General features: G+C 57.3%; 23 protein-coding genes and 1 other RNA gene. 6 read left to right on the plus strand and 18 right to left on the minus strand.

Annotated features, from left to right (window positions below; genetic code table 11):
* Position 1: 1 nt before the first annotated feature.
* The 6 genes from L881_RS0101625 to rsmI form a co-directional block, all read right to left on the minus strand.
* Entirely contained in the window at positions 2-1,534 is a 1,533-nt protein-coding gene (locus tag L881_RS0101625; protein WP_156926472.1) for a UDP-N-acetylmuramoyl-L-alanyl-D-glutamate--2,6-diaminopimelate ligase, read from the minus strand.
* Positions 1,527-3,368, minus strand: coding sequence for a peptidoglycan D,D-transpeptidase FtsI family protein (locus tag L881_RS12640; RefSeq protein ID WP_084055359.1), 1,842 nt, complete (start codon positions 3,366-3,368; stop codon positions 1,527-1,529). Before L881_RS12640 ends, L881_RS0101625 begins: the two co-directional genes overlap by 8 nt.
* Complete coding sequence (ftsL, locus tag L881_RS12645; RefSeq protein WP_025731981.1) at positions 3,365-3,709, minus strand: cell division protein FtsL; 345 nt, start codon at positions 3,707-3,709, stop codon at positions 3,365-3,367. The genes L881_RS12640 and ftsL overlap by 4 nt, the downstream gene beginning before the upstream one ends.
* Before the next feature lie 10 nt (positions 3,710-3,719).
* Complete coding sequence (gene rsmH, locus L881_RS0101645) at positions 3,720-4,694, minus strand: 16S rRNA (cytosine(1402)-N(4))-methyltransferase RsmH (protein ID WP_025731982.1); 975 nt, start codon at positions 4,692-4,694, stop codon at positions 3,720-3,722.
* A 140-nt stretch (positions 4,695-4,834) separates the two neighbouring features.
* An RNA gene (gene rnpB, locus L881_RS13355) (RNase P RNA component class A) lies at positions 4,835-5,209 on the minus strand.
* 73 nt (positions 5,210-5,282) lie between these two features.
* Positions 5,283-6,176, minus strand: coding sequence for a 16S rRNA (cytidine(1402)-2'-O)-methyltransferase (gene rsmI / locus L881_RS0101650; protein WP_025731983.1), 894 nt, complete (start codon positions 6,174-6,176; stop codon positions 5,283-5,285).
* A gap of 269 nt (positions 6,177-6,445) precedes the next feature.
* Here rsmI and L881_RS0101655 point away from each other — a divergent pair, with 269 nt between their 5' ends.
* Genes L881_RS0101655 through L881_RS12650 form a run of 4 tightly spaced genes read left to right on the plus strand, consistent with a single transcriptional unit; the run spans position 6,446 to position 9,789 of the window.
* Positions 6,446-8,155, plus strand: a complete 1,710-nt coding sequence (locus tag L881_RS0101655; RefSeq protein ID WP_025731984.1) for a penicillin-binding protein activator — start codon at positions 6,446-6,448, stop codon at positions 8,153-8,155.
* Between the two features lie 12 nt (positions 8,156-8,167).
* A complete protein-coding gene (locus L881_RS0101660; protein ID WP_025731985.1) occupies positions 8,168-8,536 on the plus strand; it encodes a YraN family protein in 369 nt (122 codons plus the stop codon).
* Between the two features lie 40 nt (positions 8,537-8,576).
* On the plus strand, positions 8,577-9,170 hold the full coding sequence (locus tag L881_RS0101665) for a phosphoheptose isomerase (RefSeq protein ID WP_025731986.1): 594 nt from the start codon (positions 8,577-8,579) through the stop codon (positions 9,168-9,170).
* Between the two features lie 58 nt (positions 9,171-9,228).
* On the plus strand, positions 9,229-9,789 hold the full coding sequence (locus L881_RS12650) for a BON domain-containing protein (protein ID WP_025731987.1): 561 nt from the start codon (positions 9,229-9,231) through the stop codon (positions 9,787-9,789).
* Between the two features lie 266 nt (positions 9,790-10,055).
* On the opposite strand, the gene L881_RS0101675 is transcribed toward L881_RS12650, so the two are convergent.
* The 5 genes from L881_RS0101675 to zapE all read right to left on the minus strand — a co-directional run bounded on the left by L881_RS0101675 (position 10,056) and on the right by zapE (position 13,646).
* Positions 10,056-10,520, minus strand: coding sequence for a ClpXP protease specificity-enhancing factor (locus L881_RS0101675; RefSeq protein WP_025731988.1), 465 nt, complete (start codon positions 10,518-10,520; stop codon positions 10,056-10,058).
* Between the two features lie 84 nt (positions 10,521-10,604).
* Positions 10,605-11,237 carry a glutathione S-transferase N-terminal domain-containing protein gene (locus tag L881_RS0101680; protein WP_025731989.1) on the minus strand — a complete coding sequence of 211 codons (633 nt, stop codon included), beginning with the start codon at positions 11,235-11,237 and terminating at the stop codon, positions 10,605-10,607.
* A gap of 200 nt (positions 11,238-11,437) precedes the next feature.
* Positions 11,438-11,824: a 30S ribosomal protein S9 gene (rpsI, locus tag L881_RS0101685; protein WP_025731990.1), complete on the minus strand. Its 387-nt coding sequence runs from the start codon at positions 11,822-11,824 to the stop codon at positions 11,438-11,440.
* A 16-nt stretch (positions 11,825-11,840) separates the two neighbouring features.
* Entirely contained in the window at positions 11,841-12,269 is a 429-nt protein-coding gene (rplM, locus tag L881_RS0101690; RefSeq protein ID WP_025731991.1) for a 50S ribosomal protein L13, read from the minus strand.
* 213 nt (positions 12,270-12,482) lie between these two features.
* Positions 12,483-13,646 carry a cell division protein ZapE gene (gene zapE / locus L881_RS0101695; protein ID WP_025731992.1) on the minus strand — a complete coding sequence of 388 codons (1,164 nt, stop codon included), beginning with the start codon at positions 13,644-13,646 and terminating at the stop codon, positions 12,483-12,485.
* Between the two features lie 313 nt (positions 13,647-13,959).
* Here zapE and L881_RS0101700 point away from each other — a divergent pair, with 313 nt between their 5' ends.
* A complete protein-coding gene (locus tag L881_RS0101700; RefSeq protein ID WP_025731993.1) occupies positions 13,960-14,412 on the plus strand; it encodes a Z-ring associated ZapG family protein in 453 nt (150 codons plus the stop codon).
* Between the two features lie 138 nt (positions 14,413-14,550).
* On the opposite strand, the gene L881_RS0101705 is transcribed toward L881_RS0101700, so the two are convergent.
* Positions 14,551-15,309 (minus strand): Nif3-like dinuclear metal center hexameric protein, encoded by a 759-nt coding sequence (locus L881_RS0101705; RefSeq protein WP_025731994.1) that lies wholly within the window; start codon positions 15,307-15,309, stop codon positions 14,551-14,553.
* A 266-nt stretch (positions 15,310-15,575) separates the two neighbouring features.
* Here L881_RS0101705 and L881_RS0101710 point away from each other — a divergent pair, with 266 nt between their 5' ends.
* A complete protein-coding gene (locus L881_RS0101710; RefSeq protein WP_025731995.1) occupies positions 15,576-16,721 on the plus strand; it encodes a S1C family serine protease in 1,146 nt (381 codons plus the stop codon).
* Between the two features lie 109 nt (positions 16,722-16,830).
* Here the strand turns inward: L881_RS0101710 and hisD are convergent, their stop codons facing one another.
* The 6 genes from hisD to L881_RS0101740 all read right to left on the minus strand — a co-directional run bounded on the left by hisD (position 16,831) and on the right by L881_RS0101740 (position 21,750).
* Positions 16,831-18,162 (minus strand): histidinol dehydrogenase, encoded by a 1,332-nt coding sequence (gene hisD / locus L881_RS0101715; RefSeq protein WP_025731996.1) that lies wholly within the window; start codon positions 18,160-18,162, stop codon positions 16,831-16,833.
* A complete protein-coding gene (gene hisG / locus L881_RS0101720) occupies positions 18,159-18,818 on the minus strand; it encodes an ATP phosphoribosyltransferase (protein WP_025731997.1) in 660 nt (219 codons plus the stop codon). The genes hisD and hisG overlap by 4 nt, the downstream gene beginning before the upstream one ends.
* 63 nt (positions 18,819-18,881) lie before the next feature.
* Positions 18,882-20,141: a UDP-N-acetylglucosamine 1-carboxyvinyltransferase gene (murA, locus tag L881_RS0101725; protein ID WP_025731998.1), complete on the minus strand. Its 1,260-nt coding sequence runs from the start codon at positions 20,139-20,141 to the stop codon at positions 18,882-18,884.
* Positions 20,142-20,159: 18 nt separating this feature from the next.
* The gene (locus tag L881_RS0101730; protein ID WP_025731999.1) at positions 20,160-20,411 is read right to left on the minus strand and encodes a BolA family protein; all 252 of its coding nucleotides are present in this window, start codon (positions 20,409-20,411) and stop codon (positions 20,160-20,162) included.
* Positions 20,412-20,764: 353 nt separating this feature from the next.
* Positions 20,765-21,103 carry an STAS domain-containing protein gene (locus L881_RS0101735; protein WP_025732000.1) on the minus strand — a complete coding sequence of 113 codons (339 nt, stop codon included), beginning with the start codon at positions 21,101-21,103 and terminating at the stop codon, positions 20,765-20,767.
* The gene (locus L881_RS0101740; protein WP_025732001.1) at positions 21,103-21,750 is read right to left on the minus strand and encodes an MlaC/ttg2D family ABC transporter substrate-binding protein; all 648 of its coding nucleotides are present in this window, start codon (positions 21,748-21,750) and stop codon (positions 21,103-21,105) included. The genes L881_RS0101735 and L881_RS0101740 overlap by 1 nt, the downstream gene beginning before the upstream one ends.
* Positions 21,751-21,811 lie beyond the last annotated feature (61 nt).

The raw sequence follows: 21,811 nt of genomic DNA on the forward strand, positions 1-21,811 counted from the left end.
GTTAACCACCCTGGCCTACCCGCCGCTGCACAGCGGCGCGGGCAATATCAATATCGGAGAAGTCGTGACGGATACCGTTGATCTCTTGATACGACTCGTGTCCTTTACCGGCAATCAAAATCATATCCTCGGCACTGGCAGTGGCAATGCTGGACTCAATCGCCTGACGCCGGTCGCCTATCTCTTGTATATCAATGGCTGCGCGTACCTGCTCAGAGATACCGGTACCAATCTGCGCACGAATGGCGGCGGCATCTTCACTGCGCGGGTTATCATCGGTAATCACTACATGCTCAGCCAGACGCGCAGCGACTTCGGCCATCATGGCGCGCTTGCCCGGATCGCGATCACCGCCGCAACCGAACAAACACCAAACCTTGCCGCCAGCGTGATCGCCGAGTGCCGTCAGCGCATTTTCAAGAGCATCAGGAGTGTGGGCGTAATCCACCACGACCAGCGGTGCCCCCTTCTCTGCGATACGCTCCATGCGACCAGGCACCGGACGCAGTTCAGCGGCAGCATCAAGCAGCCTGTCGAGAGGGTCGCCCAGCGCGTATAGCGTGGCAATCGCTAGCAGTGCGTTATCCAGATTGAAACGTCCCAGCAGCTTAAGCGACAGTTCACGCAGCCCTTCCGGCGTATCCAGCGTGGCATGTTGATCACTGCTGCCGGCACGCCACTGGGTTACGCCAAAGTCCGCATTTTCTCCTGCCACGCGCAGCTTGCGAGCGCCTGACGGCGTACCGGCGGACACAAGGTTAGCGTAATCATCAGCACCATTGACGACCGCCACCTTAAGTTCACTGCGTTTGAACAGTTTTGCCTTGGCGGCAGCATACGCCATCATGCTGCCGTGATAATCAAGATGATCGCGGCTCAGATTGGTCAGTACGCCTGCATCAATCGACAACGCATCAAGGCGGTGCTGATCCAGCGCATGGGAGGAAGCCTCAAGTGCCAGCCGTTGGCAGCCGTTGGCAGCCAGCTCGCCTGCTACGGCAGCTAGCGTAATCGGGTCAGGCGTCGTTAAACCAGTATCGAGCAGAGCGTCGGGATGCCCAACCCCCAGGGTGCCCGCGACACTCGCGGAATGCCCCAGTGCATTGGAGAGCTGCGCCATATAGTGGGTAACGGAACTTTTACCGTTGGTACCGGTAACCGCGATGGTGGTCATCTCTGCCACCTGCGGCGGCAGTAACTGCTTAAGGAAGTCGCCCAGCCAGACAGCGGATTCAGGCACTTCGACAATTCTTTCGCTCGCCAGGGGAGCGCTGCCTTCACACAGCACCAGTGCTGCTCCCGCACTCAATGCACTCTCGATAAAGGTGCGTCCATCGCTACGGCTACCCTGACGGGCAATAAAAATGTCACCGCACTCAACCGCGCGGGAATCCAGCCGTAAGGCCGCACCTTCATGCAACAATGCAAAGGCAGGCTCGGGGGCAGAGACACCCGATGCTGCCAGCGCTTGCCTCAAGGCCATCGGCGTTACTCGCAGCACACCCGAGAGCGCCACCGGTGCCATATCAGTCATTGGTGCCTCCACTCGCCGCCTCTTGCGCTGCCTGCCGGCTTTGCAGTCCGGTAATTTCCCTGGCCTGTTCAGCGTCCTTCACCTGTTGAGCAGGAGATTCAGGATTATAGGGAGCTGCATCGCTATCAGGCGGAACATCCAGCATGCGCAGCGCGGGGCCAGCCACACGGGAGAATACCGGCGCTGAAACGACACCGCCGTAGTAGCCACCCTTGCGCGAGTTATCAATGGAGATCACCACAATCAAGCGTGGGTCAGAGGCGGGCGCAATGCCCACGAAGTTGGAACGATAGGAGTTACGCTCGTAACCGCTCGCGCCCACCTTGCGCACCGTGCCGGTTTTACCGGCAATACGATAGCCGTCGATATTGGCACGCCCGCCACCACCATAAGGGCCAACCACGGTTTCCATCATGTTAACGACCTTGTGCGCCGTTTCTGGCGAAATCAACTGATCGCACTGCGGCTTCTTGTCCAGTCTGAGCAGCGACGGCTGCAAGCGGCACCCATCGTTGGCCAGCGTGGTATAGGCGGTCGCCAGCTGCAAAGGAGATACCGACATGCCATAGCCATAAGCGAGCGTGGCACGCTTCGCTGCGGACCAGCCGCTGGGTGGCGGCAGACTACCGGTGGCCTCTCCGGGGAAACCTGTACCCAGGCTGTGTCCAATACCCATCTGGTTGTAGCGGTTCCAGATAGTGTCATTGGGCACCGACAGTGCCAGCTTGGTCATGCCCACGTTGGAGGACTTGGTGATGATGCCGGTCAGGGTCAGGCGACCAAAATTGCGCACATCGTGAATGGTGTAGCCATCAACCCTGACATAGCCGGGCGAGGTATTGATAACCTGATTCGGTGAGACCTTGCCTGAATCTATGATCGCCGACATCGCCAGCGGTTTCATGACCGAACCTGGTTCAAAGGCATCGGTCAGCACACGTTCACGCAGCCCTTCCGAGTCCATCCCTGCACGGTTATTGGGGTTGAAAGAAGGCACGTCAGCAGAAGCGAGCACTTCACCGGTACGCGCATTCATCATTACCAGACTTCCCGCATCCGCATTGTGCTCTTCAACGGCACGGGCCAATTCGCGATAAGCCAAAAACTGCAAACGCTGGTTGATCGAGAGATGCAGCTGACCGCCAGGGTGAGCGTCCTGCATCAAGTGCAGATCACGCACCAGACGCCCCTTGCGGTCCACCAGTACGCGGCGCTGCCCTTTGGTGCCCGTCAGCCAGCGATCATAGGCAAGCTCAAGTCCTTCCTGCCCTTTATCATCAATGTTGGTTACCCCGAGAAGCTGGGCTGTCACCTCGCCAGCGGGGTAATAACGCTTGTATTCATGCTGTCCATACACGCCCGGAATATCGAGATCGAGTACCCGCTGCCCCAGTTCAGGCGTCATGCGCCGGTGCAGGTAGATAAAGCCGCGCGAACGCAGCCCGTTGACATGATTAATGAAGTCGCTGGGATTTTTTCCCAGTGCCTGGGCAAGACGTGTCAGTTCAGTGCGGTCGGTCGGTAGCTGTTTGGGGTTGGCCCAGATAGTGATAACCGGAGTCGAGACCGCCAGCGGCTCGCCATCGCGGTCGGTAATCATGCCACGGTGGGCGTCGATACTTTCCACACGCACGGTGCGTGCATCGCCCTGCCCGGCAAGGAAATCCTGGGTGACGACCTGTAGATCAACGATACGCCAGACCAGCGCCGCCAGAGCTGCCAGTATCACCACCAGCATCACGTTGAAGCGCCACGATGCAGCGGCCAGCGGACGGGCACGCTGGCGACGCGAGTCGGAGCGTTCGTTATTCTTGCGGTTGTTATACTGACTCATGGTTTCAGCACCCTGGTCGCATCGGCCGCGGGCACTTTCATTTGCAGGCGCTGCTGGGCAATTGCCTCAATGCGGGAAGGTGACGACCAGGTACTCTCTTCCAGCAACAGACGGCTCCAGTTGGCCTGAAGCGCATCACGCTCGTGCTCAAGGGTTTGCAGACGTGCATATTGGACGCGCGTCTGGTGGGTCACGGTGACCACCGCGAAGGCGGTCATCAGGTTGATCACAGCGAGCACCACTACGCTAAATAGCGTAGCGCCAAAAAACAGTTTGCGATAAAGCCCACCCACGCGCGCGTTGAGTCGCCCGGTCTTTCTTTGCTCAGCAACCGCTGCCATAGCGTCCTCGTCATAATTTGCGTGCGACGCGCATCACAGCACTGCGCGCACGCGGATTTTCATCAACTTCCGCTTCACTGGCACGCTGAGCCTTGCCTACCAGCGCCATATGCCGTTCAAGCTGATCTTCTCGAACTGGCAGGTTGGCCGGCAAATGCGTATCGCCACGCGATTGATCACGAAAGAAGCGCTTCACCAGTCGATCTTCAAGGGAGTGAAAGCTGATAACGACCAGGTGCCCGCCCGGCGCCAATACCTCAAGCGCCGCCTTGAGTGCGCGCTCAAGCTGCCCCAGCTCATCGTTGAGGAATATCCTGATCGCCTGGAATGCCTTGGTAGCGGGATGCTTGAATTTATCCCACGCAGGGTGTGCTGTCTTGAGCACTTCAGCCAGATCAGCGGTACGGGTGAAGGGGATTTCGCGACGCCGCTCGCATACCGCACGCGCCAACCGCTTGGCAAAGCGCTCTTCGCCATACACCTTGAACACCCGCGCCATTTCGCTTTCGGAAGTCGTCGCAATCCACTCCGCTGCCGACATCCCCGAGTCAGGGTCCATGCGCATGTCCAGCGGGCCATCACGCAGGAAGCTGAAGCCGCGCCGCGCATCGTCCAGCTGCGGTGACGAGACGCCAACATCCAGCAGCACGCCATCGACGCGCCCCTTGATATCCGCCTGTTCAGCAACAAGGTCCATCTCAGCAAACGTCGCCCGGTGAATGGAGAAGCGCTCATCGGTAATGGCCGCAGCCGCCGCCAGCGCTTCGGGATCGCGGTCAATCGCCAGCAACCGACCGGAAGGAGAAAGGGAGTTCAAAATGGCACGGCTATGCCCACCGCGCCCAAAGGTGCCGTCTATGTATAGACCATCGGGGTTACCGACCAGCGCGCTCACCGCACCATCGAGCAGTACGCTGACATGTTTGTACGCTGCATCCGCGGCAGCGTCTGGAGAGGTGTGCGTCCCAGCTACTTCATCCCTCAACGCGATGACACCTGTTGACTTGAGTGGAAATAAAATAAAAGTGCGAACGGGAGCCTGAAACCCACCGCCGCACCTGCTAAAGGCCGCGTCCGCAACGTCATCCTGACGACTACGGTGGTGCTGCCTTACAAGAATTTCAGGGAGAGAGCTGGCCGATAAGCCGGGTTCTGTCGTGGACAGCCATTCCTCTAGGGCAGGCGTCGCCGCCTGCCTCAAGCAACCTACCCGCCCCCATGTGTGGGCCGCACCAAAGGGGGCCTATTCGGTCTTGCTCCGAGTGGGGTTTACCATGCCACGCCTGTTGCCAGCCGCGCGGTGCGCTCTTACCGCACCCTTTCACCCTTACCGGCAGCCCGTCTGAAACGGACCTGCGTAGGCGGTCTTCTCTCTGCTGCACTTTCCGTCGGCTCACGCCGCCCAGGCGTTACCTGGCACTCTGCCCTATGGAGCCCGGACTTTCCTCCCCCGCCATACTGCCGAAGCAGCATAACGGCGGCGACTGTCTAGCCTGCTCTCTCGGCTCGGAGAATACCAGCGCTCCCCCCTTCTCTCAAGGTAAAAACGCATCAAAACGGCCCTTAATGAGCGCTACCCTTGTGCATCCTTAAGCTGCTGGGCACGTTCGTACCATTGTTGCTTCCTGCCCCCCAATAGCCGCGTCGCTACCGTCGCTATCTGCTTGGTGCCCACTCCCGCCTCAAACATCGCCATCAGCAGCTGCTCTGCGTCGACACTGCCTTCCTCTTCCGACTGCTCTGGAGCACCTTCCACAATCACCACGAATTCACCGCGTGCCTGATCGGGGTCGTCCGCCATGATCGCGAGCAATGCTTCGGCACTGCCTTCCAGAAAGGTTTCAAAGCGTTTGGTCAATTCGCGCGCCAGCACCAAACGCCGTTCACCAAAGACCGCTGCGATGTCGGTCAGGCTATCGGTGATGCGGTGGGGGGATTCGTAAAACACCAGAGTGGCGCTCTCCCTGACCAGCGCTTCCAGTGCGTTTTTGCGCGCACTGCTACGGGCCGGCAGAAAGCCTTCGAAACGAAAGCGGTCAGTGGCTACCCCCGCTCCGCTTAGCGCCGCAACCAGGGCGCAGGGGCCAGGCACAGGCACCACACGCAGGTCGGCACTACGCAGCTGGGCCACCAGACGATAACCTGGATCGGAGATCAAGGGCGTGCCCGCATCACTGATCAACGCGATTCGCTCGCCCTGCTCAATACGCGCCACCAACTGCTCCGCTCGGGTACGCTCGTTGTGATCGTGCAGCGCCAGCATCGGCGTACGAATATCAAAGTGCGCCATGAGTCTGGCACTGTGTCGCGTATCTTCAGCGGCAATCACATCGACACTGCGCAGGATATCGAGCGCGCGGGTGGACATATCGTCGAGGTTACCAATCGGCGTGGCGACAACGTACAATGCCCCCGGCTCTCCCGATTCAGCTCGGGATGACTGCATGACATGGGAGGCTTGGCTCATGAAAACTCCAGTTAGGGTCGGGCACACATGGGTAGCGGCAAAGATTGATGGGCGGCAGGAATGCGCCATGCGATTGTACCCGCGCTGGCGCATCTGGCAATTCGCAGCGACGTGTTACTCACGCGAGTTCACAATTGGCGATATCCAGATACATGCAACTAAACTACCTTCACGCAAGCTAATGGTATAAAGACCTGTTCTTTACACCATGCACTCTTGGCGCGTTCGCTTCCTTACCGCCAAATCAAGGGGATCAGGAGACATTTTTTATGCGAGATACGCTGCACCGTTTGAGCGGCCTAACGCTGGCATCACTCATCCTGAGTGGATGCGCATCTTCACCGTTTGGAGGCGATCAGTCTTCTTCTACAGACCTGCTCCAGAATGCTGACCAGCAACAGGGAAGCTCCGCCGCGCAGAGCCGTCTACAGGCGGCGGAAATGCTGATTCAGCAGGGTGACCAGCAGCACGCCGCCGAGATCATCAATAAAATTGATGGCCGTGATCTCGATGCCAACGGGCGCGCTCGCTTTGCCGTTATCAAGGCTGAAAGCGCCTACAACAGCGGTGATTACGCCTCTGCGTTGAGCATTGCCAATGGCGCACTCGATCAGCTCAGCTTCTCAAGCGAGCAGCGCTATCGACTCGAAGCAGTACAAGGGCAAGCACTGGGGCGTCAGGGCGATCATATGAAAGCTGCCGCGGCTCTTATCAGTGCCCAGCGCAATAACAACAACGACCCAACGCTCAACGATGCCATCTGGCGCGAACTGGCGGCACTGAACGAAAGCCAGCTGAGCCAACTCTCCAACCCGGATGCCCTGTCGGATGGCTGGATTACCCTCGGCCAGCTACGCCTGCAAAATTCGGGCGATCTCGCTGAATTCAAGCAGCAGGTCGAACACTGGCGCTCAGCATATCCCGAGCACCCTGCGTCGCAGCGCCCGCCCCATGAGCTGACCGCTGTACAAAACCTGAACGCAGAAGAAGTCACACGGGTTGCAGTGCTGCTGCCACAAAGCGGGCCTTATGCCACCGTCGCTGACGCGATCCGACAGGGCATGGAAGCGCAGAATCAGGCGCTGGCTGCCAGCGGCAGTAGCGCCCCTACCCTTGATTTCATCGACGCCGCCAACGGCTCGCTCGACGATCTTTACAATCAGGCCAAAGCTCAGGGCGCTCAGGTAGTCATCGGCCCGCTCGACAAGGATCAGGTGACTCAGCTCGAAGGCCGTCAGCAGCTACCGCTACCGACTCTGGCACTCAACTACGGTAACGCAGCCACCAACCAGGCCAGCAACCTGTATGAATATGGGCTTTCTGCAGAAGATGAAGCGCGCCAGGTAGCCAACTTCGCGTCCCAGCAGGGCCATCACACCGCTAGCGTGCTGGTGCCGGACAATGGCTGGGGTGGCAGGGTACTGGATGCCTTCTCACAGCAGTGGCAGGCCAACGGCCAGCAGGTAGGCAACATTCAGCGCTACCAGCCCAACGGTTCCGCCACATCAACCGTAAGGTCCGCCATTCAGGGCGGCACCGACATGCTGTTCATGTTTGGCCTGCCACCCTATGCTCGCCAGGTTCCTCCGGCACTTCGCTACTACAATTCGAACGTGCCGGTATACGCCACGTCACATGCCTACTCGGGCAACCCCTCACCCAGTGATGACAGTGATTTGAACGGCGTGTACTTCCCCAATATCCCCTGGGAAATACCCAATGTGGTAGGCGACAATCTGCCCTACCCCGAGGCGTATCATGCTCTGCATGGTGATGACGACCTGCCGGCTTCCGCACTCAAGCTGGCAGCCATGGGTGTAGATGCCTATGAACTCGCCAAGCGCCTGCCGGTCTATCAGAGTATCCCCAGCATTCAGTTGCAAGGGGCCACCGGTACATTGACGGTAGGCGACAATCGCCGCTTTTCACGTCAGCTTCCGTGGGCAGTATTCCGCGGTGGCGTGCCAGCCACCCCCTGATAGCGCTCGTTCATGTTGCGCAATCAGCGCGCCTTCGGGCAACGCATGGAGACCGAGGCTGCCCGCTTTCTCGTCCAGCAGGGGCTAGAGGAAGTGGGTCGCAATGCACATGCCCGAGGCGGGGAAATAGACCTGGTGATGCGTGATCACAACACACTGGTGTTTGTCGAGGTGCGCTATCGCCGCAACAATCGCTACGGGTCGCCGCTGGAGAGCGTTACCGCCACCAAACAGCGGCGGCTTATTACCGCGGCAAGCGCTTATCTACAGAGGCACACCCTTAACTGCCCATGCCGCTTCGATGTGGTTGCGGTAACAGGGGGCGCATCCCATACGCTAGATTTTCACTGGATCAAAAACGCTTTCGAGCTTGCGCTTTGACCAGTCAATCGCACTACACTCATCTGAAACAACGGTAATCATGGATTTGCAATCACGCATCATCGACCACTTCAACGCCAGCATTGATACCAAAACCTATGCCAGCGAAGTACTTCCCGCTTATATCGAAGCGGCCAGTCACAAAATGGTTCAGTGCCTGATCGACGATGGCAAGATTCTGTCGTGCGGCAACGGCGGCAGCGCGGGCGACGCCCAGCATTTCTCCTCGGAGCTACTGAATCGCTTTGAGCGTGAACGCCCCGGCCTGCCGGCTCTGGCGCTGACCACAGACTCTTCCACCATCACCTCCATTGCCAACGATTACAGCTACAGCGACGTGTTCGCTCGTCAGATCAGGGCGCTGGGGCAGCCGGGCGATATCCTGCTGGCAATCTCCACCAGCGGCAACTCATCCAATGTGGTGCAGGCAATTCAGGCGGCCCATGATCGCGAAATGAGCATCATTGCGCTCACTGGACGCGATGGAGGCAATATGGCGTCACTGCTTAGCCAGGAGGATTGCGAGATTCGCGTCCCGGCCACCTCCACTGCGCGTATTCAGGAAGTTCACCTGCTGGTGATTCACTGTTTATGCGATATGATCGACTATCAGTTGTTTGGCGAAGCCGAGTAAGCGCTTCATCCTGCGACACCTCTTTACAGCCATTTTGACAATACAGCGAGTGAATCCAGTGAACTCCACATCGACGCTTAAAACCATCGCGGCCGCCATCGCACTGGCTTCCATCACCTGCATAGCGGGCTGCAGCTCAACCGGTACGACCGCCGAAGGTCAGCCACCTGTACGCAGCGCACAAACGGTCGACAAGGATGGCCAATTGGCGGGCGCCATTTACAGCGAATACATGAGGAAGCCGATTGCCAGCCAATCACACGTTAATGTGAGCGCATTCAACGGCTATGTATTACTGACCGGTCAGGTACCCAGCAAGGAGCTGAAACAGCAGCTGGCAGATATCGCGCGCAACGCCCAGGGCAATCGCGGCATCTATGATGGAGTGAAGATTGCAGTAAATACTTCCAACTGGCGCCGCATGCAGGATACCTGGGTCACCAGCCGCGTGAAGCATTCGCTGGATATTGATAGCAATCGGGTACTGGTCTTGACCGAAAACAGCACGGTTTACCTGATGGGCATGGTGTACGACTACGAAGCCACCAAACTGGCTAACCAGGCAGCGGGCGTGGACGGTGTTAATTCGGTAGTCAAAGCGTTCCAGATCATCAAGTAAAAAGAGACATCCGGAAAAACTTCACCGCCCGCGCTGTAGCGCCAGCTCTTCCAGAATCGGCAGCATAAGCCGGATAGCAGAATGGATGAGCTGGCTCTAACGCAAAGCACTGCCTGCAAGCACTTCCGCCTGCCACAAAAGCGGCAAGAACACAGGTCAGCGCAGCGGTTCTGAACCCCATCAATAAAGAGAGGCTGGTGACATAATCACCAGCCTCTTCTTTTCTGCCTGCTGCTTGACGACGCGCCTGGCGCTACTACTTGATCCTACTTGATCACACGCAAGGAGGGACGTTTGCGTTTCTTGTCGTCGTCTTTCTTCCCTTCACCGGTCGTTTCGGACGATGCTTCTTCATCGCTCTTGCCCGGTACGCTTTCAAGAGACGGCCCTTGCTCCTCTTCAACCTCGGCATCAGGCAGCACTGGCTCCTGACCAAAGGCCATGCCCGCGCCTGTTTCGCGTGAGTAGATAGCCATCAGCGCTTCGATAGGCACCCACACTTCCATCGGCTCACCGCTGAAACGTGCGTTAAAGCTGATCATCGCGTTTTCAATACGCAGATCGCGCACGGCCGTCGGGGTAATGTTCAGGACAATCTGACCGTTCTGCACAAACTGGGTAGGCACCACCACATTCTCACGAGTGGCATCCACCACAATGTAGGGAGTGTGGTCGTTGTCCAGAAGCCAATCATAGAGAGCGCGAGTGATATAGGGGCGGCTGGAACTCATGGTGTATTACTCCTTGCTGAATGCAGGGCGCCGAAGCAGATTACGTTCGGCAAGACGCCTTGCGGCGTCAGGATGACACTTGGATCAACGGCGCAGCTCACGCTCCGCCTCAAGCAGCGAGTCACGGAAGGATTCACGCTCGAAGAGGCGATCCATATAACCGAGCAGCGGTTTGACCTGCTTCTCGGGCAGCTCGACGCCCAGACTGGGCAACCGCCACAGAATAGGTGCTACGCAGCAATCGACCAGTGAAAACTCTTCATTCATGAAGAATGGCATCTCTTCAAAGATGGGAGCGATGCCGGTAAAGCCTTCACGCAGCGCCTTGCGGGCTGCTTCAGTATCTTTCTTGGTTGCCGTACCAGAGACAATGGTATCCACCAGGGAAGACCATTCACGCTCGACGCGGCACATCCACAAACGGCTTTGCGCACGTGCTACGGGATAGACCGGCAGCAGCGGCGGATGAGGAAAACGCTCGTCGAGATATTCCATCATCACTTTGGACTCATAGAGCGTCAGATCACGGTCAATCAGCGTTGGTACGCTATTGTAGGGATTCTGATCAATCAGCTCTTCTGGATGATTATCTTCATCCACTTCAATTACATCTACAGACACGCCTTTCTCAGCCAGAACGATACGTACCCGATGGCAGTAATGATCATCACGGCCTGAATAGAACGTCATCGAAGAGCGCTTGGCTACGACTCCCATGGAACACTCCTTGAACTAAGCGAACCTAAATAATACCACGCTCGCTGACGTTGGTGGTGAGCAATTGACTGCGACACGCTGCGAGGATGGATAACCTGATACAAATATCGCCCAACACTGCCACGGCAATAAGGCCCGAAGCTGCATTGAGCGATATAAAAAGGGCGTGCCCGAAGGCACGCCCCTGCCGCTGACTGGAATCAGCGTTTGGAGAACTGCGGACGACGACGTGCTTTGCGCAGGCCGACCTTCTTACGTTCAACCTTACGAGCATCACGGGTAACGTAACCCGCTGCACGCAGAGGAGAGCGCAGCTCTTCATTGTAGTCGATCAGTGCACGGGTAATACCGTGACGAATCGCGCCTGCCTGGGCAGAACCACCACCACCGGCAACGGTGACAGTAATATCGAACTGCTCGGTAGTGTTGGTCAGCTCGAGCGGCTGACGAACGACCAGGCTAGCGGTAGGACGGCCGAAGTAGCTGTCCAGTTCACGTTGATTGACGGTAATCTTGCCAGTGCCCGGCTTGAGAAACACGCGAGCAGTAGAGGTTTTGCGGCGACCGGTGCCGTAATACTGAGCCATGAGCTTCGTCCCTTAATTAGATGTTCAGTTCTTTGGGCTGCTGTGCAGTATGCGGATGCTCAGCGCCAGCATAGACGCGAAGCTTCTTGTGCATTGCACGACCCAGCGGGCCTTTGGGCAGCATGCCTTTGACGGCGAGTTCGATAACACGCTCAGGCGCGTGGTCGATCAGCTGGTCGAAGGACATGGAACGCAGACCACCGGGGAAGCCAGTGTGGCGATAGTACTGCTTATCGGACGCTTTATTACCGGTTACACGCACTTTGTCTGCATTGATAACGACAATGTAGTCGCCAGTATCAACGTGAGGAGTGTATTCAGGTTTGTGCTTGCCGCGCAGGCGACGAGCGAGTTCAGTGGCAAGACGACCGAGTGTCTTGTTGGTAGCGTCTACGACGTACCAGTCACGCTGAACTGACTGCGGTTTAGCGCTGAAAGTTTTCATCGAAAATACCTTAGTCGAGCACTATCAATCCTTGCGAATTGAAAAATGCCAATCCCTATTTTTCTTGGTTGCCTGAACTCGCTGAACGCGCCAGCGGGACAAACAACATTTGAGCGAGCGCGCATTGTACAGGGTTTATCTACTGTCGTTAACCCCATGCGTAGAATATTTATCAGCGCCCTGCCCGTTTAGCTCACTGCTACCTGCCCCTCATCACCCCGCTTGCTGCGACTTGTGCGGCACATTGAGAAATTCCTTGCTTTCCATCTCCTTGAGACGCGACAGGGTGCGCTCGAATTCGAAGACCAGATTTCCGTCGCTGTAAATGGCGTCCACCTCACTGGCAAGGGTCATGGCCATTTTGACGGCACGGTCATAGAACTCATCGACCATGCTGATAAAGCGACGCATCTGGTCATCCTTATAGCCATCCATCTGCGGCACATGGGAAACCAGCACCGTATGGTAACGATTGGCCAGCTCGATATAGTCATTCTGACTGCGCGGGCCATCGCACAGCGCCTTGAAATCAAACCAGATCACACCGCCCGATTCACGCTTTACATCGAGCGCACGCCCATTGATCCGCACCTCGCCATCGCGCTCACCGTCATTTTTTGCCACCTGGGTGAATAACCGCTCCAGGGCCGCTTCGTTATCACTGTCATCAGGCGTCAGAAACAGCTCCACCTGCTCCAGCGCACGCGAACGGTAATCAATCCCGGAATCCACATTGACCACTTCACAGTGGCGATTCAGCAGGGCGATAGCCGGCAGAAAGCGGGCGCGCTGCAAACCATTCTCGTAGAGCTTGTCGGGCACGATATTGGAAGTTGCCACCAGCACTACCCCTTCAGCGAACAGCGCTTCAAACAGGCGCCCAAGAATCATCGCATCGGTAATATCATTCACATAAAACTCATCGAAGCAGATAACGCGCGCTTCCTGCGCAAACCGCGCCGCCACCTTCTTCAATGGGTCGGATTCACCCTTGAACACACCCAGTTCGTGGTGAACACGCTGCATAAAGCGGTTGAAATGGGTACGCATCTTGTCGCTGAAAGGCAGTGCAGCGAAGAAGGTATCCACCAGCCACGTTTTGCCGCGCCCTACTCCGCCCCAAAAATAGAGGCCGCGCACCGTGGGAACAGGTGAGTCAGCCGGATCGTGGGTTTCAGGCTCGGCCCGGGAGCGCGAAAAAAGCCCGCCCAGCATCGACTTCGCCGGTTTCTCTGAAGTTTTTGCGGCCGGTTTTAACTGCTCTCGTGGCGTCGAGGTCAGCTCTTTATAAAGCCGCTGCAAATGCTCGACTGCCTTTTCCTGCGCCGCATCGTACTGAAATCCGTCCTGCTCAAGATCGTGCCGATAACGCTCCATTGGCGAAGCAGATCGCCCCGTACCAGTCACATTGCCATTGGAGGAACCACCAGACGCTGAGCCAACTGAATCAGACACCATGAATTTTATCCACTCTCGACTATCGGTTTTATTGATCATCATCCAAGCGCCAGCCTTGCTGGAGGGCGCTCGTTTCACTACTTTCGCACAGAGCATTGGCTCTTGTCGTTGCTGCCCCTGTATAATATACGACAGCCTTGTAGACGATGGCTTATAGAGGGCCTAAGTTATAGCGCTGCCGGTGATGCCTTGAGCTAGCCGCGCGCACGTGTATTGGTAGAAAGGAGCGGCGATGAGCAACAGCGTATGGATTTCAGGTGTTATCTGTCTGGTGGTGGGTGCCGTCATCGGCATCATCATTGGCCGATTGATGAGCAGCCGCCGCAGCGCGGGTGACAGCACCAGCAGCGAGCAGCGCAATCAACAGCAACAGTTGCGCCAGGATATCGACGATCACTTCCAGCAGCTGACGCATATCGCCGATCAGCTAAGCCAGCAGAGCAAGACGCTCAACGGCACCCTTGCTGAGCAGGCGAATCGTCTTAGCCAGAATGACAGCGTCAAACGCCGTCTGGCAGTCTTGTCAGGTGCGCGCTCGGCCGAAGAGGTCGCCGAGGAAGAAGCCGCGACGCTTGGCGTGCCGCGTGACTATGCCGACGCCAAGGGCACCCTCTCGGAAGGCTTCGGTATACGTCATCCTCAGGATGAATACGGCGAGCAGGTCAAGGAGCCACCGCGCTTTTAACGCCAGTCGGTCGCCTGAACCAGATAGCCCGCGCTATTGATTTGGCGCGGGCTACTTTTATTGGCCTTCCTGATGTTCAGGGGGAGCCGTTCCTCCTTTCACTGAACAGCAAACGCTGCCAGCTTCCGGTGTAGCGATTCAGACAGGGTTATCAATATCGACAAAGCGGTGCTCAATATCGAACTGCGATGCCAGCCACTCTCCCAGCGCAATGATGCCATCGCGTTCGGTGGCATGATGACCGGCAGCAAAGTAGCTGATACCCAGCTCGCGAGCCAGATGTGTGGTGCGCTCGGAGATTTCACCGGAAACAAACACGTCAGCCCCGCCTTCCGCAGCCTGCTCAATCATGTCCTGAGCGGCTCCCGTACACCAGCAGATGCGCTTAAGCGGACGCGAATGCCCTTGAATACCCAAGGGAGGGCGCTGTAGCTGCTGGTGCAAATGCTCGCCAAACTCGGCGTGGGAAAGCGCCTGATTAGCATCACCGATATAGAGAAGCCCCTGCCCCAACGGGCCATCCAGCGCTTTGTCTACCTGCCACCCCATCCGTTTGCCAAGCAGCGCGTTGTTTCCAATGTCAGGATGTGCATCCAGCGGCAGGTGCCAGGCGACCAGATTGATATCGTGGCCCAGCAGGGTAGCAAACCGACGGTGTTTGATACCGGTTACGCTGGCCGGTTCGTTTTTCCAGAAGTAGCCGTGATGCACCAGCACCATATCCGCTTCCCAGGCCACCGCCTCATCGAGCAGCGCCTGACATGCGGTAACACCGGTCATCACGCGCTGTACGCGCTCGTTTCCTTCTACCTGTAGCCCATTGATGGTGAAATCCTTGAAGCGGGCAGCGCTGAGCTTATCCTGCATTGCATCCACCAACTGCTGACACGCGACCATACGACTCTCCTTTCACCTCTTGAACATCATGAGCGCTGCGTGCACTCTGCGTGTTTTACAGACGCTGGATTTTAATCATACCAGCGGTAAGATAAAGCGCCTTCGTACCGAAGGCTCGGCAGTATTACCTCTGGCAGCGGTGTCTCAACGGACTGAGCGACTTCTGCCAGCGGCTGGGTAGCGACTCAACGCTGAGCATTTTCATACGATCTGCACCAAACTCATAGAATAACGACTCAGCGACATTCAAGGGATTTTTACCAACCATGAGCAAAACTCTGGCAAAGCTCATTTGGCCTGTTATCTGCGGCGTGCTGCTGGCCATAGTGCTGCTCGCGTATTTGCCCGGCCTGTCAAGCTATCGAGGCACGCACGGCGCACTCTCTTCTTCACCCGCCAGCTACGCCGACAGCGTCGAACGCGCGGCACCAGCGGTCGTGATGATCTCATCCCAGCAGCAGGTCAATGCAGCAGGCGGTTCACCACTCGGCGATAATCCGCTCTATCAGCAGAATCAGGCATCCAACACGCCGAATCAGCCGGTCAATCTGGGGTCGGGGGTTATCGTCAGCGATGACGGCTACCTTCTTACCAACAACCATGTGGTAAAGGAAGCAGATGATATTGTCGTCACTTTGCCCGATGGACGTGTTGCCAACGCTACCGCCATCGGTTCGGACCCCGATACCGACCTGGCGGTCCTAAAGATCAATCTGCCTGATCTACCCATCATTGACTTCGCCAACTCGGACACCATTCGCACCGGCGATGTCGCCCTTGCCATTGGCAACCCGTTCAATATCGGGCAAAGCGTGACCATGGGAATCGTGAGCGCGGTAGGACGTGCAAGCCTTGGCTTGAGTGCCTATGAGAGCTTTATCCAGACCGATGCGTCCATCAACCCCGGCAATTCGGGCGGCGCGCTGATTAACAGTAACGGCAAGCTGATCGGTATCAATACCGCTATCTTTTCGACCAAAGGCAGTTCACAGGGAATTGGTTTTGCGATTCCGACCAACGTGGCGCGCCGTGTGCTTCGCGATATTATTGCCCATGGTCATGTAGTACGCGGCTGGCTTGGCATTGAGGCACAGCTGCGCGCTCCCCCTGCCGAAGTCGAGGATTTGAAAACCAACGATAACCTGATTATCACCAAGGTAACGCCAGGCGGTCCGGCAGCCGAAGCGGGTGTCCGGGAAAACGACTATATTCTGGCGCTGGACGGCGCGCCCATGTTGAATCCAAGCAGGGCGCTGCGCGACATTGCCGGCCTGCGCCCCGATTCAACCGTCACCCTGACGTTACTGAGAGATGGAAAGGTAGTGATGACGCCCATCAAGGTAGGCTCCCGACCCGAAAATATCGCGCCGGTCTTCAACGCGTCGGAATCTTCTCAAAGCTCCTCACCGTAGCCTCGATCAAAGGCGCGCTCTCAGGCTCCCCTGCTTCTTTCAGACGCGCCAACAACAAAGCGGATGCTGGTGTCAGCATCCGCTTTGTTGTTTTACCTTCCGAGAAACACTATTTTTTGCGGGCGATCCGGTTTTCCGCTGCTCTTGCATGGGCCGTCAGCGATTCACCGCGCGCCAGCACCGAGGCTATCTCGCCAAGCTCAGAAGCCCCTTCGGCAGAGCACTGAATGATGGACGAACGCTTCTGGAAGTCATACACCCCCAGTGGTGACGAGAATCGCGCTGTTCCCGAGGTCGGCAAGACATGGTTCGGGCCAGCGCAGTAGTCGCCCAGCACTTCAGCGGTATAGCGCCCCATAAAGATAGCACCAGCGTGACGCACATCAGGCAGCAATCTTTGTGGCTCGGTAACGGATAGCTCAAGATGCTCTGGGGCAACCCGATTGATGATCGCCAGCGCCTCCTGCTCATCGGCCACCTGAATCAGTGCACCACGCTTGGCCAGCGACGTGCGAATGATATCGGCACGCTCCATCTGCGGAAGCTGACGCGCAATACTCGCTTCAACAGCGTCGAGGTGCTCACTGTCCCAGCTAATGAGAATCGCCTGCGCCTGCTCGTCATGCTCGGCCTGCGAGAACAAATCCATCGCCAGCCAATCCACGTCAGTGGTGGCATCCGATACCACCAGGATTTCCGAAGGCCCGGCGATCATGTCGATGCCCACCTGACCGAATACCGCACGTTTGGCAGTCGCAACGTAAATATTGCCAGGGCCGACGATCTTGTCGACCTTCGGCACACTCTCGGTACCGTAGGCCAGTGCAGCTACCGCCTGAGCACCGCCAATGGTAATCACCCGATCAACACCTGCCACATAGGCGGCGCCCAGCACCAGCTGATTCACTGCGCCGTCCGGAGTAGGCACCACTGTAACGATTTCGCTGACGCCCGCGACCCGCGCCGGCATCACGTTCATTAACAGCGATGACGGATAGGCCGCCTTCCCGCCCGGCACATAAACGCCGACCCGATCAAGCGGCGTTACCTTCTGCCCCAGCACCGTACCGTTATCTTCGGTGTACTGCCAGGAGTCAGCGCGCTGGCGCGTGTGATACTCATGAATACGCTGCGCCGCTGCCTGCAAGGCATGCTGCTGCTCTTCTGGCAGGCCATCGAAGGCTTCCTTCAATGCAGGCCCGCTCAGCGTCAGTTCATCGAGCGAAGCAGCCTTGAGGCGGTCAAACTGTTCGGTATAGCGCAGCACCGCTGCATCACCTTCACGCTTAACGGCATCAATGATGCTATCAACGCGGGTTTGAACATCGCGATTGGAGACCCCCTCCCATGACAGCAGGTCATCAAGGCGCTGCTGGAAGTTACCATCAGAGGTGGATAACCGTGCAATCAGCGGATTACTGGATGCCGTAGTGCTACTCATGCGTTCTCCTCCTGGCGTTCACGACGTGCTTCAACCGCTTGCGCCATCCGCTTGATGAGCGGTTTGAGGCGTTGGTGCTGCATGGTCATTGATGCCTTATTGACGACAAGGCGCGTGCTGATATCAGCGATCAGTTCACGCGGCTCCATACCATTTGCCTTCAGCGTATTGCCGGTATCGACGATATCCACGATTTCATCGGCGAGATCCATCAAGGGCGCCAGTTCCATCGCCCCGTACAGCTTGATGATTTCAGCCTGAATTCCCATGGAGGCGTAGTAGCGCTTGGCAGTATGCACAAACTTGGTCGCCACACGACGGCGCGAAGTGCCCGGCTGCTTGCCGGCCACGCCCGCGGTCATTAGGCGACAGCGCGAGATATTCAGATCCAGCGGCTCATAAAGCCCCTTGGCGCCATGTTCAAGCAGCACATCCTTGCCCGCCACTCCGATATCAGCAGCACCGAGCTGCACATAGGTAGGAACGTCGGTGGCGCGAATCACAATCAGCTTGACGTCATCCAGCGTCGTATCGAACAGCAGCTTGCGGCTTTCGCTCAGCGACTCGGTAGGCTCAATGCCTGCTGCCGCCAGAAGCGGCAGTGTTTCCTTCAGAATTCGCCCCTTGGAGAGGGCAATAACCAACGGCTTACTCATGATAACGGCTCATATGTGCAGATCTGTGTGCAGAGCACGGTAGTGCTGGGGTCGCCTGCCGGTTTAGCCCGCCACGCGACGAATTTTGACACCCATTGATTGCAGTTTTTCTTCGATGCACTCATAACCGCGATCAATGTGGTAGATGCGATCAACGATGGTCTCGCCCTGTGCAGCGATGGCAGCAATAACCAGGCTCGCGGAGGCGCGCAGGTCAGTAGCCATTACCGGCGCACCCGACAGACTTTCAACGCCCTTGATAAGAGCGGTATTGCCTTCCAGCGCGATATCGGCCCCCATGCGATTCAGCTCCTGAACGTGCATGAAGCGATTTTCGAAAATCGTCTCGACCACGCGGGAAGTACCTTCGGCCACGGCATTCATGGCGACAAACTGCGCCTGCATATCGGTAGGAAAAGCGGGATAAGGTGCCGTGCGCAGGCTCACCGCGCGCGGGCGCTTGCCGTGCATATCGAGGGTGATGGTCGATTCGGTCACTTCCAGCGAAGCGCCCGCTTCTTCAAGTTTTACCAATACCGCTTCAAGAGTATCCGAGCGGGTATTGCGAACCTTGACGCGCCCACGGGCAGCTGCCGCCGCCACCAGAAAGGTACCGACTTCAATGCGGTCAGGCATCACCGAATATTCACAGCCATGCAGCCGTTCGACACCTTCCACAGTGATGGTGCCAGTACCATGGCCCTTGATTCTGGCTCCCATGGCAATCAGGCATTCGGCCAGATCGACGATTTCCGGTTCACGGGCAGCATTCTCAAGAATGGTGGTGCCCTTCGCCAGCGCCGCTGCCATCAGCAGGTTTTCAGTACCGGTAACGGTCACGACATCCATCATGAAGTGAGCGCCATGCAAGCCGCGCGGCGCACGCGCCCGCACATAGCCGTTTTCGACCTCAATCTCGGCGCCCATCGCTTCAAGGCCACGCAGATGGATATCCACCGGACGGCTGCCAATCGCGCAGCCGCCGGGCAGGGAGACATCGGCACTGCCGTAATGCGCCAGCAGCGGCCCCAGCACCAGAATGGAAGCGCGCATCTTCTTGACCAGATCGTAAGGGGCGCGACAGTCGTTGACCTTGCCACCAAGCTCAACGCTCATTTTGTCGCCCACGACGCAATCAATTCCCATGCGCCCGAGCAGCTCAAGCGATGTGGTGATGTCCTGAAGGTGCGGCAGGTTATGAATGGTGATGCGATCAGAAGTCAGCAGTGTGGCAGCAAGAATCGGCAGTGCGGAGTTCTTGGCGCCAGAGGCCCAGACCTCACCATCAATGGGAGCACCACCGGTAATAATCAGTTTGTCCATGTACTTGATTCGCTGGCGTCAGTTGGACGCGGGTGGTTGTTGCGCCCACTGTTCAGGCGTAAAGGTTTTGATACTAATGGCGTGCAGCTCACCGCTGGCGATCTCGTCGTTCAGTGCGCTGTATACCAGCTGCTGGCGCTTGACGGGACTTAGCCCTGCAAAACGCTCGCTAACCGCCGTTACCTGAAAATTGCAGCCTTCACCCTGAATGTGGAATTCGCAGTCATCCAGGTGGGCGTCGAGTTTTGCCTTTACATCGCTAGGGTGCATGACCGAAGCCCCTTCTTCTGAATACTCGCGCAGTGTCGGGACAAGATTTGCCCTGCTGGCTGCCGAGCCACGGAAATAAAGCAATCGAAGGCGCTCTCGGCAGAAATTTCATGCCGAACAGAAGCACCGTCAATCAATGTGAGGGCATACATAGTAAACGACGCGGCAGCGGATCGAAAGCCAAAGGCTGTGACGCAGGCGTGTACGCCATTCTCGCTTCAGCCTTGATGGCTGGCAGCTCGTCATCTTCCCAACGGGAATCGTGCTCGCCTCGTTGAAACTGCGCCCACAAAAAAGCCGCCCCAATAAGGGGCGGCTAGCGTGTGCCGACAGGTTACGGCAACTGACCGACGTTAGCCGGCCAGCGACGGCGCTGCGTTAAACACCGGCGCAAGTCCTGATACATGAACCAGCTCCTGCAAGCGCTCGGGCAGCTTTACCTGCTGCACCGCCACCTGATGCCGACGCGCCTGGCGCAGCCATTCAAGCAGTACACAGAGAATGCCGCTATTGACACTCTCGGTAGCGGTCACATCCAGCACAACGCTACTGCCAGAGTGACGTGCCAGCCAGGCTGTGCCTGCATCGGCCAGCGCCCTGGCATTATCAAACCCGGGACGCCCCGCAACATGCAACTGGTCATGTGAGACGCTCAGCTCAACGTCCGAGGAGTGATAAAGACGCTCGCTCATTAGCTGTCGCCACCGTCCTGGATCTTATCGATCGCCTGGCTCGGATCCCAGCTATTGATCACGGCATCGAAGTCACGGTTGTGCTGACGCATGGACTGATCGAACTGATTACGGAACGTCAGGCCAAGGTTAATGCCGTTAACAATCACGTTGATCACTTTCCATTCACCGTTGCGTTTCGACATGGTGAAGCTAACCGGATAGTTCTGGCCGTTGGTGCCTTTGACTTCAGCACTCACGTTGGCCTGGTCATCATAACGCTGCTGCTGGTTCAGGTTATTCACTTCCAGGCTATCGTAATTGATGCTCAAAAGCCCCTGAGTCAGCGTATCAATGGTCGATTTCTCAAAGACCCTGGCGAAGTTGGCGCGCTGCTCCGCCGATGCAAGACGGTTGTAACGCCCCATCACCATCTGGGAAATACGCGGAAAATCGGCAATGGGCGAGATGTTTTTCGCCAGCAGATCGCGCAGCTCGTTGGGATGCTGCTTGAATTCTGCCGCGCGGCCATGAGTGTCCTGCTGCAACTGCGTGATCCGCGTTTTCACCAGATCAACAGGGGACTGCTCGTCTGCACGCACATTGCCCGCCATTACCAGCGCAGCCACTGCGCCTATCGCCACACACATTTTGAAGAATAACTTCATTGCAAACCTCCTGAATCAAACTACCGACCTGGCATATGCCTACCGGTTTTTGGAAAGGAAT

It is taken from the genome of Carnimonas nigrificans ATCC BAA-78 (genome assembly GCF_000526695.1).
GTDB classification, from domain to species: Bacteria; Pseudomonadota; Gammaproteobacteria; order Pseudomonadales; family Halomonadaceae; genus Carnimonas; species Carnimonas nigrificans.

Bases quoted from the DNA above. Each gene is read 5' to 3' on its own strand.
- L881_RS0101735 (WP_025732000.1), bottom strand. From the start codon at position 21,103: ATGAGCGAGCGTCTTTATCACTCCTCGGACGTTGAGCTGAGCGTCTCA.
- L881_RS0101700 (WP_025731993.1), top strand. From the start codon at position 13,960: ATGAGCAACAGCGTATGGATTTCAGGTGTTATCTGTCTGGTGGTGGGT.
- L881_RS0101730 (WP_025731999.1), bottom strand. From the start codon at position 20,411: ATGCACCCTAGCGATGTAAAGGCAAAACTCGACGCCCACCTGGATGAC.
- hisG (WP_025731997.1), bottom strand. From the start codon at position 18,818: ATGAGTAAGCCGTTGGTTATTGCCCTCTCCAAGGGGCGAATTCTGAAG.
- L881_RS0101660 (WP_025731985.1), top strand. From the start codon at position 8,168: ATGTTGCGCAATCAGCGCGCCTTCGGGCAACGCATGGAGACCGAGGCT.
- hisD (WP_025731996.1), bottom strand. From the start codon at position 18,162: ATGAGTAGCACTACGGCATCCAGTAATCCGCTGATTGCACGGTTATCC.
- L881_RS0101655 (WP_025731984.1), top strand. From the start codon at position 6,446: ATGCGAGATACGCTGCACCGTTTGAGCGGCCTAACGCTGGCATCACTC.
- L881_RS0101710 (WP_025731995.1), top strand. From the start codon at position 15,576: ATGAGCAAAACTCTGGCAAAGCTCATTTGGCCTGTTATCTGCGGCGTG.
- ftsL (WP_025731981.1), bottom strand. From the start codon at position 3,709: ATGGCAGCGGTTGCTGAGCAAAGAAAGACCGGGCGACTCAACGCGCGC.
- rsmI (WP_025731983.1), bottom strand. From the start codon at position 6,176: ATGAGCCAAGCCTCCCATGTCATGCAGTCATCCCGAGCTGAATCGGGA.
- murA (WP_025731998.1), bottom strand. From the start codon at position 20,141: ATGGACAAACTGATTATTACCGGTGGTGCTCCCATTGATGGTGAGGTC.
- L881_RS0101705 (WP_025731994.1), bottom strand. From the start codon at position 15,309: ATGGTCGCGTGTCAGCAGTTGGTGGATGCAATGCAGGATAAGCTCAGC.
- zapE (WP_025731992.1), bottom strand. From the start codon at position 13,646: ATGGAGCGTTATCGGCACGATCTTGAGCAGGACGGATTTCAGTACGAT.
- L881_RS0101740 (WP_025732001.1), bottom strand. From the start codon at position 21,750: ATGAAGTTATTCTTCAAAATGTGTGTGGCGATAGGCGCAGTGGCTGCG.
- rpsI (WP_025731990.1), bottom strand. From the start codon at position 11,824: ATGGCTCAGTATTACGGCACCGGTCGCCGCAAAACCTCTACTGCTCGC.
- L881_RS0101625 (WP_156926472.1), bottom strand. From the start codon at position 1,534: ATGACTGATATGGCACCGGTGGCGCTCTCGGGTGTGCTGCGAGTAACG.
- L881_RS0101680 (WP_025731989.1), bottom strand. From the start codon at position 11,237: ATGGGAGTCGTAGCCAAGCGCTCTTCGATGACGTTCTATTCAGGCCGT.
- rplM (WP_025731991.1), bottom strand. From the start codon at position 12,269: ATGAAAACTTTCAGCGCTAAACCGCAGTCAGTTCAGCGTGACTGGTAC.
- L881_RS12640 (WP_084055359.1), bottom strand. From the start codon at position 3,368: ATGAGTCAGTATAACAACCGCAAGAATAACGAACGCTCCGACTCGCGT.
- L881_RS0101675 (WP_025731988.1), bottom strand. From the start codon at position 10,520: ATGAGTTCCAGCCGCCCCTATATCACTCGCGCTCTCTATGATTGGCTT.
- L881_RS0101665 (WP_025731986.1), top strand. From the start codon at position 8,577: ATGGATTTGCAATCACGCATCATCGACCACTTCAACGCCAGCATTGAT.